This window comes from Flavobacterium palustre (assembly GCF_014639535.1).
Classification (GTDB): Bacteria; Bacteroidota; Bacteroidia; order Flavobacteriales; family Flavobacteriaceae; genus Flavobacterium; species Flavobacterium palustre.
Map to the genome: position 1 here is coordinate 159,503 of NZ_BMGA01000006.1, position 17,829 is coordinate 177,331.

The following is a 17,829-nucleotide window of genomic DNA, read 5'->3' on the forward strand; positions in this document are numbered from 1 at the left end:
TTTTTAATGCTTTCTGTTTACTTTTTTAATCCCCAACTTTTATTAGGTTCTGATCCCATTACAAAATGTAAAATTCCGCCTTGTATTATTTGTTGGTGTGAGATTGCTGTTTTATTAAATGGAACACCATTAAGTGTTGCTGACTGGATATAAAAGTTTTTATCAGAAACATTTTCTGCTTCAATTACAAATGATTTTCCTCCTTCAAGATTGATTTTTGCTTTTTCGAAAATTGGGCTTCCTATTTCATACTCGCCGGAAGCAGGATTCATCGGATATAATCCCATAGAACTGAAAACATACCAGGCTGACATTTGTCCGCAATCTTCATTTCCGCTTAAACCGTTGGGCGTTGTATTGTATTGCGTATCTAAAATATGACGTACCCAATATTGCGTTCTCCAAGGCTGACCGGCATGATTAAACATATAAGCAATATGATGACTCGGTTCGTTTCCGTGAGCATATTGACCAATTAATCCTGAAATATCTGCCGAAACATTATTTCCTGTAATTTCTGAACTTTCTGTAAACAGCTGTTCTAAACGTTTTGAGAACAACTCATTACTTCCGTGCAATGCAATAAATTCATCTACATTATGAGGTACAAACCAGCTGTGCTGCCAGGCATTTCCTTCGGTATAATCGGTATGTTCTCTATGATTGGAATGTTTAGGATCGAAAGGTTCATTCCAGGATTTTCCATCTGCTGCTTTTCCTCTCATAAATCCTGTTTTAGAATCAAATAAATGCTGATACGCTTTAGAACGATTTGTAAAAAACTGATAATCTTCATTTTTACCTAAGGCTTTTGCCATTTGCGCTACACACCAGTCATCATAAGCATATTCTAAAGTAATTGTTACTGATTCGTCTAATAAATTATAAGGAATGAAGCCGTATTTTTTGTAGAAATTCAATCCGCGTTCGTCCTGCATCATGGTCGTTTTCATAGCTTCGAATGCTTTTTCGGCATCAAAACCTTTTATTCCTTTTAAGTAAGCATCGACAATTACAGGTATCGAATGATAACCTGTCATAGTATTGGTTTCGTTAGCATATAATGTCCAAACAGGTAATATTTTTTTGGTATCGTAATACGCTAACATAGAGTTTACAATGTCTGAAGCTTTGTCCGGAGCCAGCAAAGTCAATAAAGGATTTTCGGCTCTAAAAGTATCCCAAAGTGATAAAGTAGAATAAGCCGTATAATCTTTTGCTGTAGCTATCTCATCATTTTCTTTTCTGAATTGTCCATTTTTATCGCTGTAAGTAACCGGTGCAACTTGTGCATGATACATAGCTGTATAAAAAATAGTTTTAAGAGAATCAATTGGTGTTTCGACTTCAATTTTGTTTAAAGCTGAATTCCAAATGCTAGCTGCATCCGATTTTGTGTTGTCGAAAGTCAATTTTTCAGCATCTAAATTATCTTTGGCATTAGCCACACTTACCGATGATAAAGCGACTTTTATCAATAATTCTTCTGAATTTTTCGCGTCAAAAAATAATTGGGCTGATGTATTTTCGCCTTCCGTTTTATTTGCTGTAACAATTTGCTTATTGGCTAATAAAACAGTTTCTGAAATTGGTTTTGAAAACTTAGCCACAAAAAATACTTTCTGATTTTTTGCCCAACCCGTGCTAAAACGATATCCGCTTATAGTGTATTGGTCTTCAATTGTAATTCCGGTTTTTAAGGCTTTATCCCAATTGATAGCAAAACCAAGATCAATAACTACGGATTGTTTGTCATTTTTTGCAAATGTATATTTATGAAAAGCGGTGCGTTGTGAAGCCGTTAATTCGACATTAATTTTAGGATCTTCAAGAAAAACCTGGTAATATCCCGGACTTGCTTTTTCGTTAGTATGGCTATAAGATGATTTATAAGGGAATTGATCTCTTGAAGTTGTTTTTGTAGTGAGATCTAATTTTTTATTGGTTGGCATAAAAAGAATATCAGCTAAATCGCCAATACCTGTTCCGCTTAAATGCAAATGACTAAAACCGGCAACAACAGCATCCGAATAATGATATCCGGAACACCAGTCCCAGCTGGAAATTCCGTTGTCAGGACTCAGCTGAATCATTCCAAACGGAACCGTCGCGCCCGGATAAGTATGTCCATGGCCTCCTGTTCCTATAAATGGATCAACAAAATTTATTAAATCTTCATTGTTACTGTTAATTTTCTCACTTTTTGTTTTACAATTCGAGAGCAAAACTGCAGTTAAAACAACCAAAGCAATATTCTTCATAAACGATATTCTTAAATTTAACATTAAATTTATATAAATTTGACCGCAGTCTAAATATTTTTAGACGGACAACAAAAAAACAAAGCTAAACACCACAAAAAGGTACTAGAAACCTAAAAATCCAAACAATGATTTTCAATTCAAGCAAGTTTCATAAAATCCCGCTGCATTACCATGTTATCTTTTGGTTAAGCTACTTTGTATTTAACACGTTTAGATGGGGAAGTTATTTTAATGACTATCTGTATTCATTAAAATCTAATTTACTCGGTTTTCCTATTCACATGACATTGTGTTATTTGAATATTTTAGTGCTCATGCCTAATTTAGTCTATAAAAAAAAGTATATTTCTTATGTAATTATTTTATTGATTGCCTTGTTTAGCATGGTGCTAATAAAATTCAATCTTACCTATTTATTAATTAGTCACAATGTATGGCCGGAAGGTCCTGAAAATATAAAAGAACTATCACTAAACTATACCGTGGACATGATGATAGGCGAACTTTATGTAATTACTTTTGTAACTGCTATTAAAATCACTTTAGACTTTATAAAAGAACATAAAAGAGTTACGGATTTAGAAAAATCCAATTTGGAAACCGAATTATTATTTTTAAAATCCCAAATTTCCCCGCACTTTTTCTTTAACACATTGAATAATATCTATTCGTTATCGGTCGAAAAATCGAATAAAACACCTAAAATTATCCTGAAATTATCGGAGTTAATGCGCTACATGCTTTATGAAACGCAGAGTAAAAAACAAACCTTAGAAAATGAAATTCTCTGCATTCAAAACTACTTAGACTTAGAACGAATCAGACATGATGAAAGACTGGAAGTCAATATGTACATTTCAGGTGATATACAGGATAAAGAAATTTCACCAATGTTATTACTCACATTTATTGAAAATTCTTTCAAGCACGGTGTCAATAAAAATGTCGGACATGTAAAAATAGACATCAATTTCAAAATCAAAGGAGATTTTCTCTATTTCTCGGTTTCAAACCCCATGCCTGCCATAACTATACATGTAGATAATTTTAACAAGTCAAGTGGTATAGGAATTGAAAATGTAAAAAAAAGACTCGAATTAGGGTACAACAAAAACGATTATAAGCTATCAATTAAAAATAAAAACAATATTTTTGTGATTAAGCTTAAAATTAGAGTTTCTTAAATAATTTTATTCCCCTTCCCTCTTTTTTGAATTGTTTTGACTCTTATAAAATTATAATAAAATGAAAATTAAATGTCTGATAATAGATGATGAGCCATTAGCAATTAATGTAATTAAAAACTATATCGAACAAATTGAAGATTTAGAATTAGTTAATTCATTCAGCAATTCCATAGAAGGATTGAATTTTTTAAAAAACAATACTGTCGATGCTATATTTTTGGACATCAATATGCCGGTTTTGGATGGTATTAATTTTATAAAAAGTCTGGAAAATCCGCCGTTGCTTATCATCACAAGTGCTTATGATGAATTTGCGATAGAAACTTACGAATTGGACGTTTTGGATTACTTAGTAAAACCCATCGAGTTTCCAAGGCTGATGAAAGCAGTCAACAAAATCAACAAAAGACTCGATACAAGCCATAAAACACCTCAGGATAACAGTAAAGAACATCCGTTTATTTTTGTCAAAATTGACAAAAAGAAAATGAAAAAGATTTTTCTGGATGAAATTTTAGTTATCGAAAGTTTGAAAGATTATTTAAAAATCAACACCCTTTCCGGTAAATACATCATCCACAGCACCTTATCTGATTTCACTAATCTATTACCCGAAAGAGATTTTATCAGAATCCATCGTTCTTACACTGTAGCTATTGATAAAATTGACGCTGTAGAAGGAAATAGCATCGAAATTGAAGGTTTAAGATACGTTATAGGAAGATCGTATATTGATGAAGTAAAACAACGAATATTAAATTCGGCAATTTAATACTGCTTTTATAAATTCCATTTATTGGCTTTAACCAAATAACATCACTTTTGGCTAAAGCCAATTCAATAGTAAACATAAATTCCGTTGATTAAAGTCAACGACTATTAAAAACAAAAAATGCAACCAAAAAAGGTTGCATTTTTTTCAGGGTAACTTAGTAAATAACCAAAAATAAACTAATTTACTCAACCATCAACTTAATCTTAAAAATGATAACGCTTGAATGCTTCAATTGCAGCATATTCAGCTAATCCTAAATCATTGTATTTTTTTGCGGTGGCTCTGTTTCTATCTTCGGCTCGAACCCAAAATTCTCTGCTGTCATCGCCTTGAAACATTACACCGTCTTTTTGAGACTGGTGGTAAAAAATAGCATGACGCTTTTTAAGTACCTGATCCGGACTCATAGGAACTGCCATTTCAATTTGGTAGGTTTCCCATTCGTGCCAGGCACCACGGTACAACCAAACCCAGCAATCATCCATGTAGCTATTGTGTTTTAATTGTTTTAAAGCTTCAAACAAACTGTCCAAACACACCTTATGTGTTCCGTGCGGATCGGCTAAATCTCCTGCGGCATAAATTTGGTGCGGCTTGATTTCATCAATAAGATCACACATAATTTTAATATCGGCTTCGGTAAGATTGCCTTTTTTTACCGTTCCGGTTTCATAGAATGGTAAATTTAAAAAGTGTACATTAGAATCATGAACCCCTAAATAACGTGTAGCCGCTAATGATTCGCTTCTTCTGATTAATCCTTTTAACTGTCTCACTTCGATAGAATCTATATCATTCTTTCCCTTGTTTTTCAAGAAATTGATAATACTATTGGACTCATTTGATGCTGAATTTAAAACTGATGAAACTTCAGCAAATTTCAACGCTTCTTCATTAGAAACAGCAATATTTCCTGAGGTTTGATAAGCAATATGTACCTCATGCCCCTGTTCTACCAATCGGTCAAAAGTTCCTCCCATCGAAATCACATCGTCATCAGGATGCGGACTAAAAATAATCACTCTCTTTTTTGAAGGATTGGAACGTTCCGGCCTGTAAGTATCATCGGCATCCGGTTTTCCTCCCGGCCAACCCGTAATGGTATGCTGCAATTGGTTGAACATTTTGATGTTCAAATTATATGCTGTTCCTTCTTCTGCTAATAAACCCGACATTCCGTTGTCGTTATAATCTTTGTCGGTTAATTTCAAAATTGGTTTTTTAGTCAATTCGCTCAACCAGACAACCGCTTTTAACTTCAATTCGTCAGTCCAAACACAAGGTTTTACTAACCAAGGTGTTTTTACACGGGTTAATTCAGACGAAGCTTCGGTATCTAAAACAAAAGTGGTATTGTTATGTTCTTGCAAATAAGTAGCCGGAACCTGAGATGACATTTCGCCCTCAATAGTACTTTTTAAAATATCGGCCTTACTGATTCCCCAGGCCAACAGAACGATTCTTTTAGCGGCTCTTACGGTACCAATACCCATGGTAATGGCTTTTCTGGGAACATTATCAATTCCTAAAAATGCCGGAGCAGCATCCACACGTGTTAAATGATCTAGTGTAATGCTTCGGGTACCTGAATTAATATGCGAACCCGGTTCATTAAATCCAATGTGTCCTGTTCTGCCAATTCCTAACAATTGAAAATCCAATCCTCCATACGATTTAATCTTCATTTCATAATCAATACAGTATTGTTGCAATTCTTCACTGCTTACATTACCGTCGGGAATATTAATATTTTCCGGAAGAATATTGACATGATTAAAAAGATGCTCGTGCATAAAATAATGGTAACTCTGAATATTACTTTTATCCATTGGATAATATTCATCTAAGTTAAAAGTAACCACATTGGCAAAACTCAAGCCTTCCTCTTTGTGTAGTCTAACCAATTCCTCATATACTTTTATGGGAGAAGATCCTGTTGCTAATCCCAAAATACAAGGTTCGCCTAATTCTTCTTTTCGCTGAATTAAGTTGGCAATTTCATGTGCTACTAATACGGAAGCTTCTTTAGAGGAATCAAAAATTACATTGTGAATTTTCTCAAAACGTGTTTCTTCAAACTTTCCCGCTTCTCTATAACTTATACCTTCTTTTATCATTTTAACAGTCATTGGTTTATTATTATAGGATAAAATTAAAACTTTAGTATTCGTTAGAATTAAAAATTCGACTAATAACTATTGGTCTTCGCCAAAAGACATAATTATAAACTTAAAGTTGTGTTGAAAACCATAATTACACACTGAACTGTATTATTACATCGATTAATACTATTGTTTTTCTGAAGAGAAAAACAATAGGGATTGACACAGATTAAAATTTAAAATCTGTGTCAATCCCTATTATCGGTATGGTATTTTATAATTTGGTCTGCTTAGCTAACAGTCCTATTATTTTGATTCCAAACTCAAAAAAGCTTCACCAATATGATTAATAATATCGGAAGCGATAAACGATTGAAATCCGGTTTTAGGAACAGCAATATCAGCCGTTAGTCCGTGCAGATAAACCCCTAAAACAGCTGCTTCAATTGCATCATACAATTGTGCCAGTAAACTGCTAATGATTCCGGTTAATACATCGCCGCTTCCGGCAGTTGCCAGAGCCTGATTTCCGGTAGTGTTTTTATAAATAGTTTCACCATCAATAATATGCGTAGGTGCGCCTTTCATTACTATAATTACTTTATACTGTAAAGAAAAAGAAATCGTCTTTTCAAACTTCTCCTGCTCCGAATCCCATTTCCCTATCAATCGTTCCAGTTCTTTAGGGTGAGGTGTAAGTATGCTTCCGGACGGTAAAAGAAGAAACCATGCTTTATTATTAGATAAAATATTCAAAGCATCCGCATCGATAACCAAAGGTATTTTATTGCTTTTTAAAAATTTCAAAAAAGCCTTTTGAGTCGCTTCGTTCTGCCCTATTCCGGGACCAATTCCAATAGCGTTGGGCTGAAAATCAAAATTGATATTGGAGATACATTTTTTCTTTACATCAGTCAGAATCATTACTTCGGGAATGCCTATTTGAAGAATTTCATAACCACATTTAGGAACAAAAGCCGTCACTAATCCGCAGCCTGTTTTCAAAGCAGATTTAGATGATAAACAAACAGCCCCTATTTTGCCATAACTTCCGCCAATAATCAACGCATGTCCCTGAATCCCTTTGTGTGTATCGACAGCAATGGGTTTGTAATACTTTAGGATTTCTTTTCGATCAACAGCAATAAACTTTTCCATAACTTTTGCTTTTGAATAGTTCCCTCTAATTTAGTCTTATTTTAGAAATAGAAAATGGCTTTTATCGATTATTTTCTTAAAAACAAACTCCTTTTTATTCACTAAAAACTTCCTTTGCTACTCAAAATAAAAGCAATAAATTAGCGCCATCAAAATTTACACAACAATCGTAATGAAAAATACTGCGCTAACGCACATACACGAAGCCCTGGGAGCAAAAATGCTACCGTTTGCAGGATACAATATGCCTATAACTTATGAAGGAATAAACGCTGAACACGAAACCGTGCGAACGGCTGTTGGTGTTTTTGATGTCTCGCACATGGGGGAATTTTTACTTTCCGGTCCAAATGCTTTAGCGTTAATCCAAAAAGTAACTTCTAATGATGCCGCTACTTTGACAATAGGAAGAGTGCAATATTCCTGCCTACCTAACAATGAAGGCGGAATTGTAGATGATTTATTGGTTTACAAAATGAAAGAAGAGCAGTATTTATTGGTCGTGAATGCTTCCAATATTGAAAAAGACTGGAACTGGATTTCGTCTCATAACGATTTAGGAGTTGAAATGAAAAATCTTTCCGATGACTATTCATTATTGGCTATACAAGGTCCTAAAGCTGTAGAAGCCTTACAATCTTTGACTTCAGTAGATTTATCTTCGATACAATATTATCATTTTGAAGTTGGAGATTTTGCAGGAATTGACAATGTGATTATTTCGGCTACAGGATATACCGGTGCCGGAGGTTTTGAGATTTACTGCAAAAATGAAGAAGTAGAACAAATTTGGAACAAGGTTTTCGAAGCGGGAGCTCCTTTTGGTATTCAGCCAATTGGTTTAGCGGCTCGTGATACTTTACGTTTAGAAATGGGATTCTGTCTTTACGGAAATGATATCAACGACACTACTTCGCCAATAGAAGCCGGATTGGGTTGGATTACAAAATTCAATAAAGAGTTTACAAACTCAGATACTTTAGCAAAACAAAAAGAATCTGGTGTAAGCAAAAAATTGATCGGTTTTGAAATGCAGGAACGCGCTGTACCAAGACACGATTACGAGATTGTTGACGCCAATGGAAATCCTATTGGAATTGTTACTTCGGGAACCATGTCGCCTTCATTGAACAAAGGAATTGGAATGGGATATGTAACTGTTGACAATAGTACTGTGGACAGTGAGATCTTTATTCGAATCAGAAAAAAAGACGTTCCGGCTAAAGTGGTAAAAATGCCATTTTATAAAAACTAAAACTTAAATAAATACAGAATAATTATATTTTTGCACTGTTAAAAAAAAGAATCAGAAATGGGAAGAGCATTCGAATTTAGAAAAGGAAGAAAAATGAAACGTTGGGCTGCTATGGCCAAAACATTTACCAGAATTGGTAAAGATATTGTAATGGCCGTAAAAGAAGGAGGACCAAATCCTGAAACCAACTCCAGACTTAGAGCCGTAATTCAAAATGCTAAGGCGGCTAATATGCCTAAGGACAACGTAGAACGTGCCATTAAAAATGCTTCTAACAAGGATACGGCTAACTATAAAGAGATTTTATTTGAAGGATACGCTCCTCACGGAATTGCTATCCTGATTGAAACGGCTTCTGATAACAACAACAGAACCGTAGCTAACATTCGTAGTTATTTCAACAAATGCAACGGAACAATGGGAACTCAGGGTTCGGTAGAATTCATGTTTGATCACACTTGTAACTTCCGAATTCCAAAAGAAGGTTTAGATGCCGAAGAATTAGAATTAGAATTCATTGATTTTGGTGCCGAAGAAGTTTTTGAAGACGAAGACGGAATCTTAATCTACGCTCCTTTCAACAGCTTTGGAACTATCCAAAAAGAATTAGAAAACCGAAATATTGAAATCCTTTCTTCAGGTTTTGAAAGAATTCCTCAGATTACTAAAAAACTAAATGCAGAACAAATTGCAGATGTTGAAAAATTAATCGAGAAAATCGAAGAGGATGATGACGTAATGAACGTTTATCACACCATGGAAGAAAACGAAGAATAAATTCTTCAACAAAATATTTTATCAAAGAGAGTTTAGCATTACGTTAAACTCTCTTTTTTTTGGATCTAAAATTTGTTTCTGCGTATCCCGAAAATTTTCGGGAGCACTTTTTAATAATTGGAATTATTTTAATTTTTCTTCAAAATATTTCCTTACTTTTTCAATTTTAGGAGTGATTACAAAGGCGCAATAGCCTTGACTTTTATTTTGATTGTAATAATTCTGATGATAATCTTCGGCAGGATAAAAAATAGTTGCAGCAGAAACTTTAGTAACAATTGGTCTTTCAAAAACCGCTTCCTGAGTCAAAAACCGTATAAAATCCTCCGCTATCAATTGTTGCTCTTCATTATGATAAAAAATCTCGCTCCGATATTGCGTTCCTACGTCATTTCCCTGACGATTTAAAGTAGTAGGATCATGAGTGGCAAAAAACAATTCCAATAACTCTCCAAACGAAATCACATTGGCATCAAAATTTATCCGGATTGCCTCGGCATGTTCGGTATCTCCCTGACAAATTTCTTTATATGTTGGATTTACTGTTTTGCCTCCAATATAACCCGAAACCACGGCCTCCACTCCTTTTAACTCCAAAAAAACTGCCTCAGTACACCAGAAACAACCACCGGCAAAAGTTGCCATTTCCATTTTCACTTCTTTTTCCATAATCGCGTTTTCTAAGTTAAACAACTAAATTCAGCTGCAAAAAATGGCAGCCATTTTATTAACCCAAATTTATGATTTTTACGCTAAAAAAACAGTCTTAGCCATTTTATAATCATTAAAATCTTTGTTTCTTTGTACAAACTGCAAACCATGATACAAGCCCGAAACTTACATAAATATTACGACCAACTCCATGTTTTAAAAGGTGTTGATTTACATATTCAAAAAGGAGAAATCGTTTCGATTGTAGGCGCTTCGGGAGCAGGAAAAACAACACTTTTACAAATTTTAGGTACACTCGACAGACCTAATACCTCCGCCTCTAAAGGGGAGGTAAATCCTAATAACGAAATTGAGCTTCGAATCAACAATGAAAATATTTTGTCTATGAATGACAAAAATTTATCGCGATTCAGAAATTTAAACTTGGGGTTTATTTTTCAGTTTCACCAATTATTACCTGAATTTACGGCTCTTGAGAATGTTTGTATCCCGGCTTATATTGCTAAAAAATCTAAAAAAGAAACCGAAGAAGAAGCCATAAAACTACTTACTTATTTAGGACTTTCGCATCGAATTAATCACAAACCAAGCGAACTTTCGGGTGGTGAGCAACAACGTGTGGCTGTAGCCAGAGCACTAATCAATAAACCTGCAGTAATTTTTGCCGATGAACCTTCCGGGAATTTAGACACTCATTCGGCTGAAAATTTACACCAACTATTCTTCAAATTAAGAGATGAATTTGGTCAAACCTTTGTTATTGTTACTCATAATGAAGAACTCGCCAATATGGCCGACCGAAAATTAGTGATGGTGGACGGAATGATTAGCGACCATTAATCATCTGTGTTTATATGAATTTTAACGAACTCAAAGATTTTCTGGACGAAAAAGTACTCCAATACAACACCTTAGATTTTATCGAAAGTGATCCTGTGCAAATCCCGCATTTGTTTAGTCAAAAAGAAGATATTGAAATTGCAGGATTTCTTAGCGCAACCATTGCCTGGGGCAATCGAAAAATGATTATCAAAAATTCCCATAAAATGATGGAATTGATGGGCAATACTCCTTATGATTTTGTGATGTCCCACAGTGAAACGGATTTAGAAAGATTAGAATCATTTGTACATCGCACATTTAATGGTCAGGATTTCGTTGGTTTCATTAAAAGTTTGCAAAACATTTACAAAAACCACGGTGGTTTAGAAACTGTTTTTTCAAAAAATCAGGAAGACCATTCGATGCAAAAAAGCATCTCCGAATTTAAAAAAATCTTTTTCGAAATCCCTCATTTAGCCCGAACCCAAAAACATATTTCGGATCCTTTGAATAATTCGGCAGCCAAACGTATTAACATGTATTTGCGCTGGATGTGTCGCCAGGACAACAAAGGAGTCGATTTAGGCATTTGGAAATCCATTTCTCCATCAAAACTTTCCTGCCCTTTAGACGTTCACTCAGGAAACGTCGCCAGAAAACTGGAATTACTAAATCGTAAACAAAATGATGGGAAAGCACTTTTAGAACTGGACACAAAACTTAGGGAATTAGATGCCAATGATCCGGTTAAATACGATTTCGCACTTTTTGGACTTGGTGTTTTTGAAGGTTTTTAGACAGAATTTACTATGCACCATCGTTAGTCACAATTTAAAGTAAATTAAAAGTATAGCACCAGCCAATAAGTTTTTTTTCTCAATTTAGTACTGTTTTAGCATCGAATTGCGATTTGACCCTGTTTTAAAAGCAATTTTTACCCCCTATTTTTTTTTTGTATATCTAATTTTATACCCGAACAAAAATAAAATCTTTTAAAGTATCTTAGCTATTTAACATTGATTAGGAAATAATAACTTAGAAAAGCATGTTAAAAAATGTAAACGTTTACACTCTGAAATGTTAATCACAATATACTCTAATAAAGACTTAAAAAACAATTAATTTTTAACCAAAAGTAACCTATGCGTAAAACATAACATTTAAATAAATATGTCTATTAAATAACTTAAAACCAACCATTAATGCTAAAAAATTACTTAAAACCATCATTGGTCAAGGCAGTAGCCTGTCTTACAATGACAACCGGCGCAATGTTTGCGCAAAATCCAGTAGTAAAAATTGATTTTGATCAATCAGGACGAAGTGCTGCTGAAGTAAATGAATCCGGATACACTCCGTGGGTAGTCACCACAAATACAGCCTCTAAAACCGAAAAAGGAGTTACATTTACAGTAACCAGAGTTGGCGACAAAGGAGATATTTTAGGTACCAATTGGTATAAAGCCGGAATACAGGCTCCCAGTTATGCCCGATTAGTCAGCGACGGACTTACTGTAAAAAATGGAACCGCAAATCAAGGCGGGCAAATAGAATTACGAATCAGCGGATTAGAAACAGGTACACATACGCTGCTTGCTTTTTTAAATGCAGTTGATAGTCCAGTTTTTACTTTTAGTCCAATTGACATATCTATAGATGGGAATTTAGTAGTCAACAATTTGATTCCAAGTATAAGAGCACTGAAAACAGCTGATGCAAAATCTGCTTATTTAAGTTTTCAGGCCACAACCGGAAACGATGTGGTTATTCTTTTTGCTGCCGAAAGATCAGGCAATGAAACTTATAAAAATGTGATGATAAACGGATTCGAATTAAATACGCCTAATATTTTTAATCAGGCTACTAATCCGAAACCGAGCCACAATGACGAACACGTAGAATTAAATTCAGGAGGTACTGTTTTAAGCTGGACATCTGCCATAAATGCTGTATCCCATAATATTTATTTTGGAAGTGATTTGGCATCGATTGAAACAGCAAACACATCTTCTTCATTATATAAAGGAAATCAACCAAAAGCAAATACCTCTTATCCGGTAAGCGGACTATACACTGGAGCAACCTATTATTGGAGAATTGATGAAGTTTTAGCAAATGGTGAAGTAGTAAAAGGAAATATTTGGCGTTTGCGACCGGCTCAGCTTGCTTTCCCGGGAGCTGAAGGATATGGTCGTTTTGCCCGTGGAGGAAGAGGCGGAAAAGTAGTTGCAGTAACCAATTTAAATGACAGTGGTCCCGGAAGTTTACGAGAAGCTGTTACTAATGATATTGGCCCAAGAACGATTGTTTTTAACACTTCGGGAATTATCCAATTGAACTCCCGTTTAGTTTTAAGCCAGCCTTATGTAACCGTTGCGGGGCAAACTGCTCCTGGAAAAGGAATCTGTATTCGCTCTGCTCCTTTTGGTATTACAGGAAACGATGCTATCGTTCAGAATATAAGAGTTCGATTAGGTGCAGGTCCTACTTATGATGGAATGGGATTAACCGGTGCTAATTATAGTATTATAGACCACTGCTCTATCAGTTGGACAATAGATGAAGCATTTAGTTCACGCTCAGGTAAAAACATTACATTACAAAGAACATTAATTTCAGAAGCATTAAACGCGGCAGGACATCAAAATTATCCGGCAGGAACTGAACATGGTTATGCAGGAACAATTAGTGGAGATATTGGAAGTTTTCACCATAATTTATTAGCACACAATTATGGACGTAACTGGAGTCTTGGAGGTGGTTTAGATGGTAGCGGAGCTTATTCCGGCAGAATGGATATTACTAACAATGTAGTATACAATTGGGGTGGCAGAACAACTGACGGAGGAACGAAAGAAGTCAATTTTGTCAATAATTATTATAAACCGGGAGCAGGTTCTAAAATTTTTGTTGCTTTTAGTGCTGATAACGAAAATGTTGGAACAGGAATGCAAAGATGTTATTTTAACGGAAATGTGATGCCTGGTCGTTTTGATGAATCAAATCAAATTATTGGTAGAAGAGCTACCTTTAGAAATGGAGCTACTTATCAATACGACAACTTTGTTAACGCACCATTTTTCCCGTCTTATGTAACAACACAAACAGCTGGTCATGCTTACAAAATTGTGCTTTCTGACGTTGGTTGTGTTCAGCCTGAATTTGACGAACACGATCAAAGAATTATTACTGAAACACTGGATGGAACCTATACCTACACAGGAAGTGTAACCGGCAAACCTGGATTCCCTGATAATGAATCAGATGTGGGAGGTTATGAAGAATATCCGGTTGTGAACAGAGATATTGATTGGGATACTGATCAGGATGGTTTACCTAACTGGTGGGAAGCCATCAAAGGAACCAATCTAAATTCTGCAATTGGAGATTTTTCAGATGCTAATGAAGATGCAAATTCTGATGGTTACACTAATCTGGATGAATATTTACAATGGATGTCTCTACCTCATTATGAATCTCCTAAAGGACATAAAGTAAATATTGACATCAAAAAACTTTCGAGAGGATTTACCGATGGAGTTAGTTATTCCTTATCTAATGTAGAAAAAGGAAATGCTACTTTAGTTGCGAACATAGTAGAATACAGACCAACAGCCAACGGATTAGGTTCATTCGATTTTACCGTTACTGATAGTACCGGAGCAACAATGACCCGCAGGGTAAATATAGTTAACGGATATTCTTTGTCAGCAACAAAAAAGAATCCGGAAATCACTACTCAGGTTAATGTTTGGCCTATCCCAAATAATGGTTCTTTTTCGATATTAATGACCAATGATGACGCCGAAGACAAAAGTATTGCTGAATATAAAATCTATGATATTTTTGGAAAAGAAGTCAAAAAAGGAATTCTTAAATCAGATCGTCTGGAAAACGTTAATTTACAGGCAAAAGGAATTTTCGTTCTAAATGTTTCAGATATTTCAAGTAAAAAAATAATACATTCACAAAAAATCATTTTAGAATAATTTTTTTTTATTTACATCTTCAAATGGCAACTTTTTTAAGTTGCCATTTTTTTTAGAATCTAACAATCCTAAATTTTCTAACTGCATTACTAAGTCCCAAACAATCCCATAAAATATGATTTTGCTCTGTTGAGCTTGGTATTTTTAAAGGTTTCTGATTAGTCAACAATTACCAAAGTATAAAAAAGTACTGCCAAATTTCAATATTATAAATAAAAACCTATAAAAAACACAAAAAGTGCTTTTTATCGATATTTTTATACACTTTATCGATATTGTTATGATTTATTTATTACATTTATACCGTAAAATCGCTCCAACTACAAAACTAATAACCTACGCAAAATGAATCTTACTTACACTTTGACTCATATTATTTTACCCATTTTAGGACTTGCATTTTTAGTTTTAACCATATTATTAATCCTAAACAGATTCTTCATCAATTTACGTGAACCAAAGATCAATGCTGTAAAGACTAAAATTGATGATTTTTTAACCACTCTGGTATTTTCATCTTATGATGATACTGAGCTGGCATCAGAAATTGAAAATTTCAAAAAAGAAATTCCTTTTGATAAAAGGTGGTGTAAAAAAATAGTCCTAAATAAAATCATTTTTCTCAAACGAAATTTAAAAGGAGATATAGTCAAAATTTCGCACTTCATTTACGAGCAATTTGACTTGTTTAACTATAGTATTTCTTTATTAAAAAGCAAAAAAAAGTATTTGAATTGCCTTGGAATGTATCATTTAAAAGCCTTAGAATACCATAAAGGAAAAAACTATGTAACTCCATTTTTAAATCATAAAAACAGAATTTTAAACTCTAGTGCCTATCTAACAATAATCTCACTAGAACCAGAAAATTTAGGCCTTTTATACAACTATCAAAAGCCAATTTATTTAGCCGGAGAGATTAATATAATGAATATTGTCCATCAAAAAAAACCTCCTGTTCCGTCTAACCTAAAAGACTGGATACATTCTCCCAATCCTTCCGTTGTCAGACTGGGAATAAAACTGATGGCTTTTTACAATTATACCAATGAAAATCAGTCTATCGCAGCACATTTAAAATCAGACGATGAAAAAATAAGGTTTGCAGTTATTGGTGCCATAAGACAACTGTTCCTATTTGATACGGAAAAAAATCTAATAGAACTTTTTAGTTCAGAAACTAAGACAAACCAAATTGAAATTCTAAAAACATTAGCTGTAATTGGCGGAGAAGATGCCGAAGAATTTATCAATAGTTTATTAAAAGAATCCATTGATTCTGACATAAAATTAAGAGCCGTTAAAAGCCTATCCAAAATGAATTCGACTTATATTGAAAACATTATCGGTAATCATGAAATTATAAAAATGATTCAACATGTAAAAATCCCTTCTATATGATACTAAAAAACTTTATCGAATATTATGAAATATTTGTAGCTGTTTTTTCTTCTACTTATATTCTTTTTTACATGCTTTTAGCAGGATTATCCTATTATGCTATTAAAAAACACATTAATGCAAAATATTTTATTCATGATGATGTATTATTAAAATCAAACTATATTCCCGGAGTTTCTGTTGTGGCTCCTGCATTTAATGAAGGGGCTAACGTAGTTTACAACGTAAAATCTTTGCTGTCTTTGAATTATCCAAAATACGAAGTGGTATTAGTAAATGACGGTAGTTCGGATGATACATTAGAAAAACTTATCAAAGAATTTGAATTAGTTAAAATTGATTTTTATTATCAGGAAAAAATACCAACAAAAACTGTAAGAGGACATTACAAATCAACCAATCCTGTTTATTCTAAATTGTTAGTTGTAGATAAAGAAAACGGAAAGAGTAAAGCCGATGCGTCTAATGCAGGAATAAATTCATCAAAATACCCCTTATTTCTTTGCACCGATGTTGACTGTATATTAAAAAATGATACTATCATAAAACTAGCAAAGCCATTCATTGAAAGTAAAAAAAGAGTAATCGCCACGGGTGCAGGAATTCGAATTTCAAATTCATGTGAAGTAAAAGAGGGATTTTTAGTAAAAATAAGATTCCCTAAAGGCTGGTATCCACGATTTCAGGAATTAGAATATGTACGGGCATTTCTTTTTGGAAGAATGGCCTGGAGTCAATTAAACAGCCTGTTATTAGTTTCAGGAGGACTGGGAATGTTTGACAAAGAAATTGCTGTCAAAGCCGGTGGATATTGGCACAAATCTTTAGGTGAAGATATGGAACTCATCACCAGAATGCGAAAATACATGTATGAAAACAAACTTGATTTTTCGGTTAAATACATTCCGGAATCTTTATGCTGGACAGAAGTACCGGGAAATCGAGAAATATTAATTCGTCAGCGTGTACGCTGGGCAAGAGGTTTAATTCAAACACTCAATTTACATAAAGATATCTTCTTTAATCCCAAATATGGAAGAACTGGTTTTTTGATTTTTCCTTATTTTTTCGCATTCGAATTTCTGGTTCCTATTTTAGAAGTAATAGGCCTTATTGTTTTAATCATCTCATTTTTTTATTTGAATATAAACTATGAGAGTTTTTTCTACCTAACCATTGCAGTGTATTTATTCTATTTAAATCTCACAATAATATCGATTTTATTAGATGAAATATTATACAAACACTACTCCAGCGTAAAAGAAATATTAATTCTAATTTTGACGGCAATTATAGAACCTATTTTTTATCATCCTATAAATGTTTATGCGTCTCTAAAAGGATACTATCATTTTTTCAGACAAAAAGAACAAGCTTGGGGAAACATGCAAAGACAAGGATTTAACACTCAAAATAATAATTAACCT

At 34.0% G+C, this 17,829-nt stretch carries 13 protein-coding genes; 9 read left to right on the plus strand and 4 right to left on the minus strand.

Going from position 1 to position 17,829, the window contains the following annotated elements:
* Positions 1–17: 17 nt before the first annotated feature.
* Positions 18–2,261 (minus strand): GH92 family glycosyl hydrolase, encoded by a 2,244-nt coding sequence (locus IEV84_RS12230; RefSeq protein ID WP_188494555.1) that lies wholly within the window; start codon positions 2,259–2,261, stop codon positions 18–20.
* A gap of 128 nt (positions 2,262–2,389) precedes the next feature.
* On the opposite strand from IEV84_RS12230, the gene IEV84_RS12235 reads away from it, so the two are divergent.
* Together IEV84_RS12235 and IEV84_RS12240 are read left to right on the plus strand one after the other, a co-directional pair.
* On the plus strand, positions 2,390–3,448 hold the full coding sequence (locus tag IEV84_RS12235; RefSeq protein ID WP_188494556.1) for a sensor histidine kinase: 1,059 nt from the start codon (positions 2,390–2,392) through the stop codon (positions 3,446–3,448).
* Between the two features lie 61 nt (positions 3,449–3,509).
* A complete protein-coding gene (locus IEV84_RS12240; RefSeq protein WP_188494557.1) occupies positions 3,510–4,223 on the plus strand; it encodes a LytR/AlgR family response regulator transcription factor in 714 nt (237 codons plus the stop codon).
* 206 nt (positions 4,224–4,429) lie between these two features.
* Here the strand turns inward: IEV84_RS12240 and nagB are convergent, their stop codons facing one another.
* Together nagB and IEV84_RS12250 are read right to left on the minus strand one after the other, a co-directional pair.
* Positions 4,430–6,343 carry a glucosamine-6-phosphate deaminase gene (gene nagB / locus IEV84_RS12245; RefSeq protein WP_188494637.1) on the minus strand — a complete coding sequence of 638 codons (1,914 nt, stop codon included), beginning with the start codon at positions 6,341–6,343 and terminating at the stop codon, positions 4,430–4,432.
* Positions 6,344–6,634: 291 nt separating this feature from the next.
* Positions 6,635–7,486 carry an NAD(P)H-hydrate dehydratase gene (locus IEV84_RS12250; RefSeq protein WP_188494558.1) on the minus strand — a complete coding sequence of 284 codons (852 nt, stop codon included), beginning with the start codon at positions 7,484–7,486 and terminating at the stop codon, positions 6,635–6,637.
* A 172-nt stretch (positions 7,487–7,658) separates the two neighbouring features.
* Between IEV84_RS12250 and gcvT the strand changes: the two genes are divergently transcribed.
* Both gcvT and IEV84_RS12260 read left to right on the plus strand, forming a co-directional pair.
* Positions 7,659–8,741, plus strand: coding sequence for a glycine cleavage system aminomethyltransferase GcvT (gene gcvT / locus IEV84_RS12255; protein ID WP_188494559.1), 1,083 nt, complete (start codon positions 7,659–7,661; stop codon positions 8,739–8,741).
* A gap of 57 nt (positions 8,742–8,798) precedes the next feature.
* A complete protein-coding gene (locus IEV84_RS12260; protein WP_188494560.1) occupies positions 8,799–9,518 on the plus strand; it encodes a YebC/PmpR family DNA-binding transcriptional regulator in 720 nt (239 codons plus the stop codon).
* Between the two features lie 123 nt (positions 9,519–9,641).
* On the opposite strand, the gene msrA is transcribed toward IEV84_RS12260, so the two are convergent.
* Positions 9,642–10,187 (minus strand): peptide-methionine (S)-S-oxide reductase MsrA, encoded by a 546-nt coding sequence (msrA, locus tag IEV84_RS12265; protein ID WP_188494561.1) that lies wholly within the window; start codon positions 10,185–10,187, stop codon positions 9,642–9,644.
* A gap of 150 nt (positions 10,188–10,337) precedes the next feature.
* Here msrA and IEV84_RS12270 point away from each other — a divergent pair, with 150 nt between their 5' ends.
* The 5 genes from IEV84_RS12270 to IEV84_RS12290 all read left to right on the plus strand — a co-directional run bounded on the left by IEV84_RS12270 (position 10,338) and on the right by IEV84_RS12290 (position 17,826).
* Complete coding sequence (locus IEV84_RS12270; RefSeq protein ID WP_188494562.1) at positions 10,338–11,030, plus strand: ABC transporter ATP-binding protein; 693 nt, start codon at positions 10,338–10,340, stop codon at positions 11,028–11,030.
* Positions 11,031–11,044: 14 nt separating this feature from the next.
* A complete protein-coding gene (locus IEV84_RS12275; protein ID WP_188494563.1) occupies positions 11,045–11,809 on the plus strand; it encodes a TIGR02757 family protein in 765 nt (254 codons plus the stop codon).
* A gap of 405 nt (positions 11,810–12,214) precedes the next feature.
* Positions 12,215–15,001 (plus strand): T9SS type A sorting domain-containing protein, encoded by a 2,787-nt coding sequence (locus IEV84_RS12280; protein WP_188494564.1) that lies wholly within the window; start codon positions 12,215–12,217, stop codon positions 14,999–15,001.
* A 363-nt stretch (positions 15,002–15,364) separates the two neighbouring features.
* Positions 15,365–16,402, plus strand: coding sequence for a HEAT repeat domain-containing protein (locus IEV84_RS12285; RefSeq protein ID WP_188494565.1), 1,038 nt, complete (start codon positions 15,365–15,367; stop codon positions 16,400–16,402).
* Positions 16,399–17,826 carry a glycosyltransferase family 2 protein gene (locus tag IEV84_RS12290; RefSeq protein WP_188494566.1) on the plus strand — a complete coding sequence of 476 codons (1,428 nt, stop codon included), beginning with the start codon at positions 16,399–16,401 and terminating at the stop codon, positions 17,824–17,826. The genes IEV84_RS12285 and IEV84_RS12290 overlap by 4 nt, the downstream gene beginning before the upstream one ends.
* The last annotated feature ends 3 nt before the right edge of the window (positions 17,827–17,829 follow it).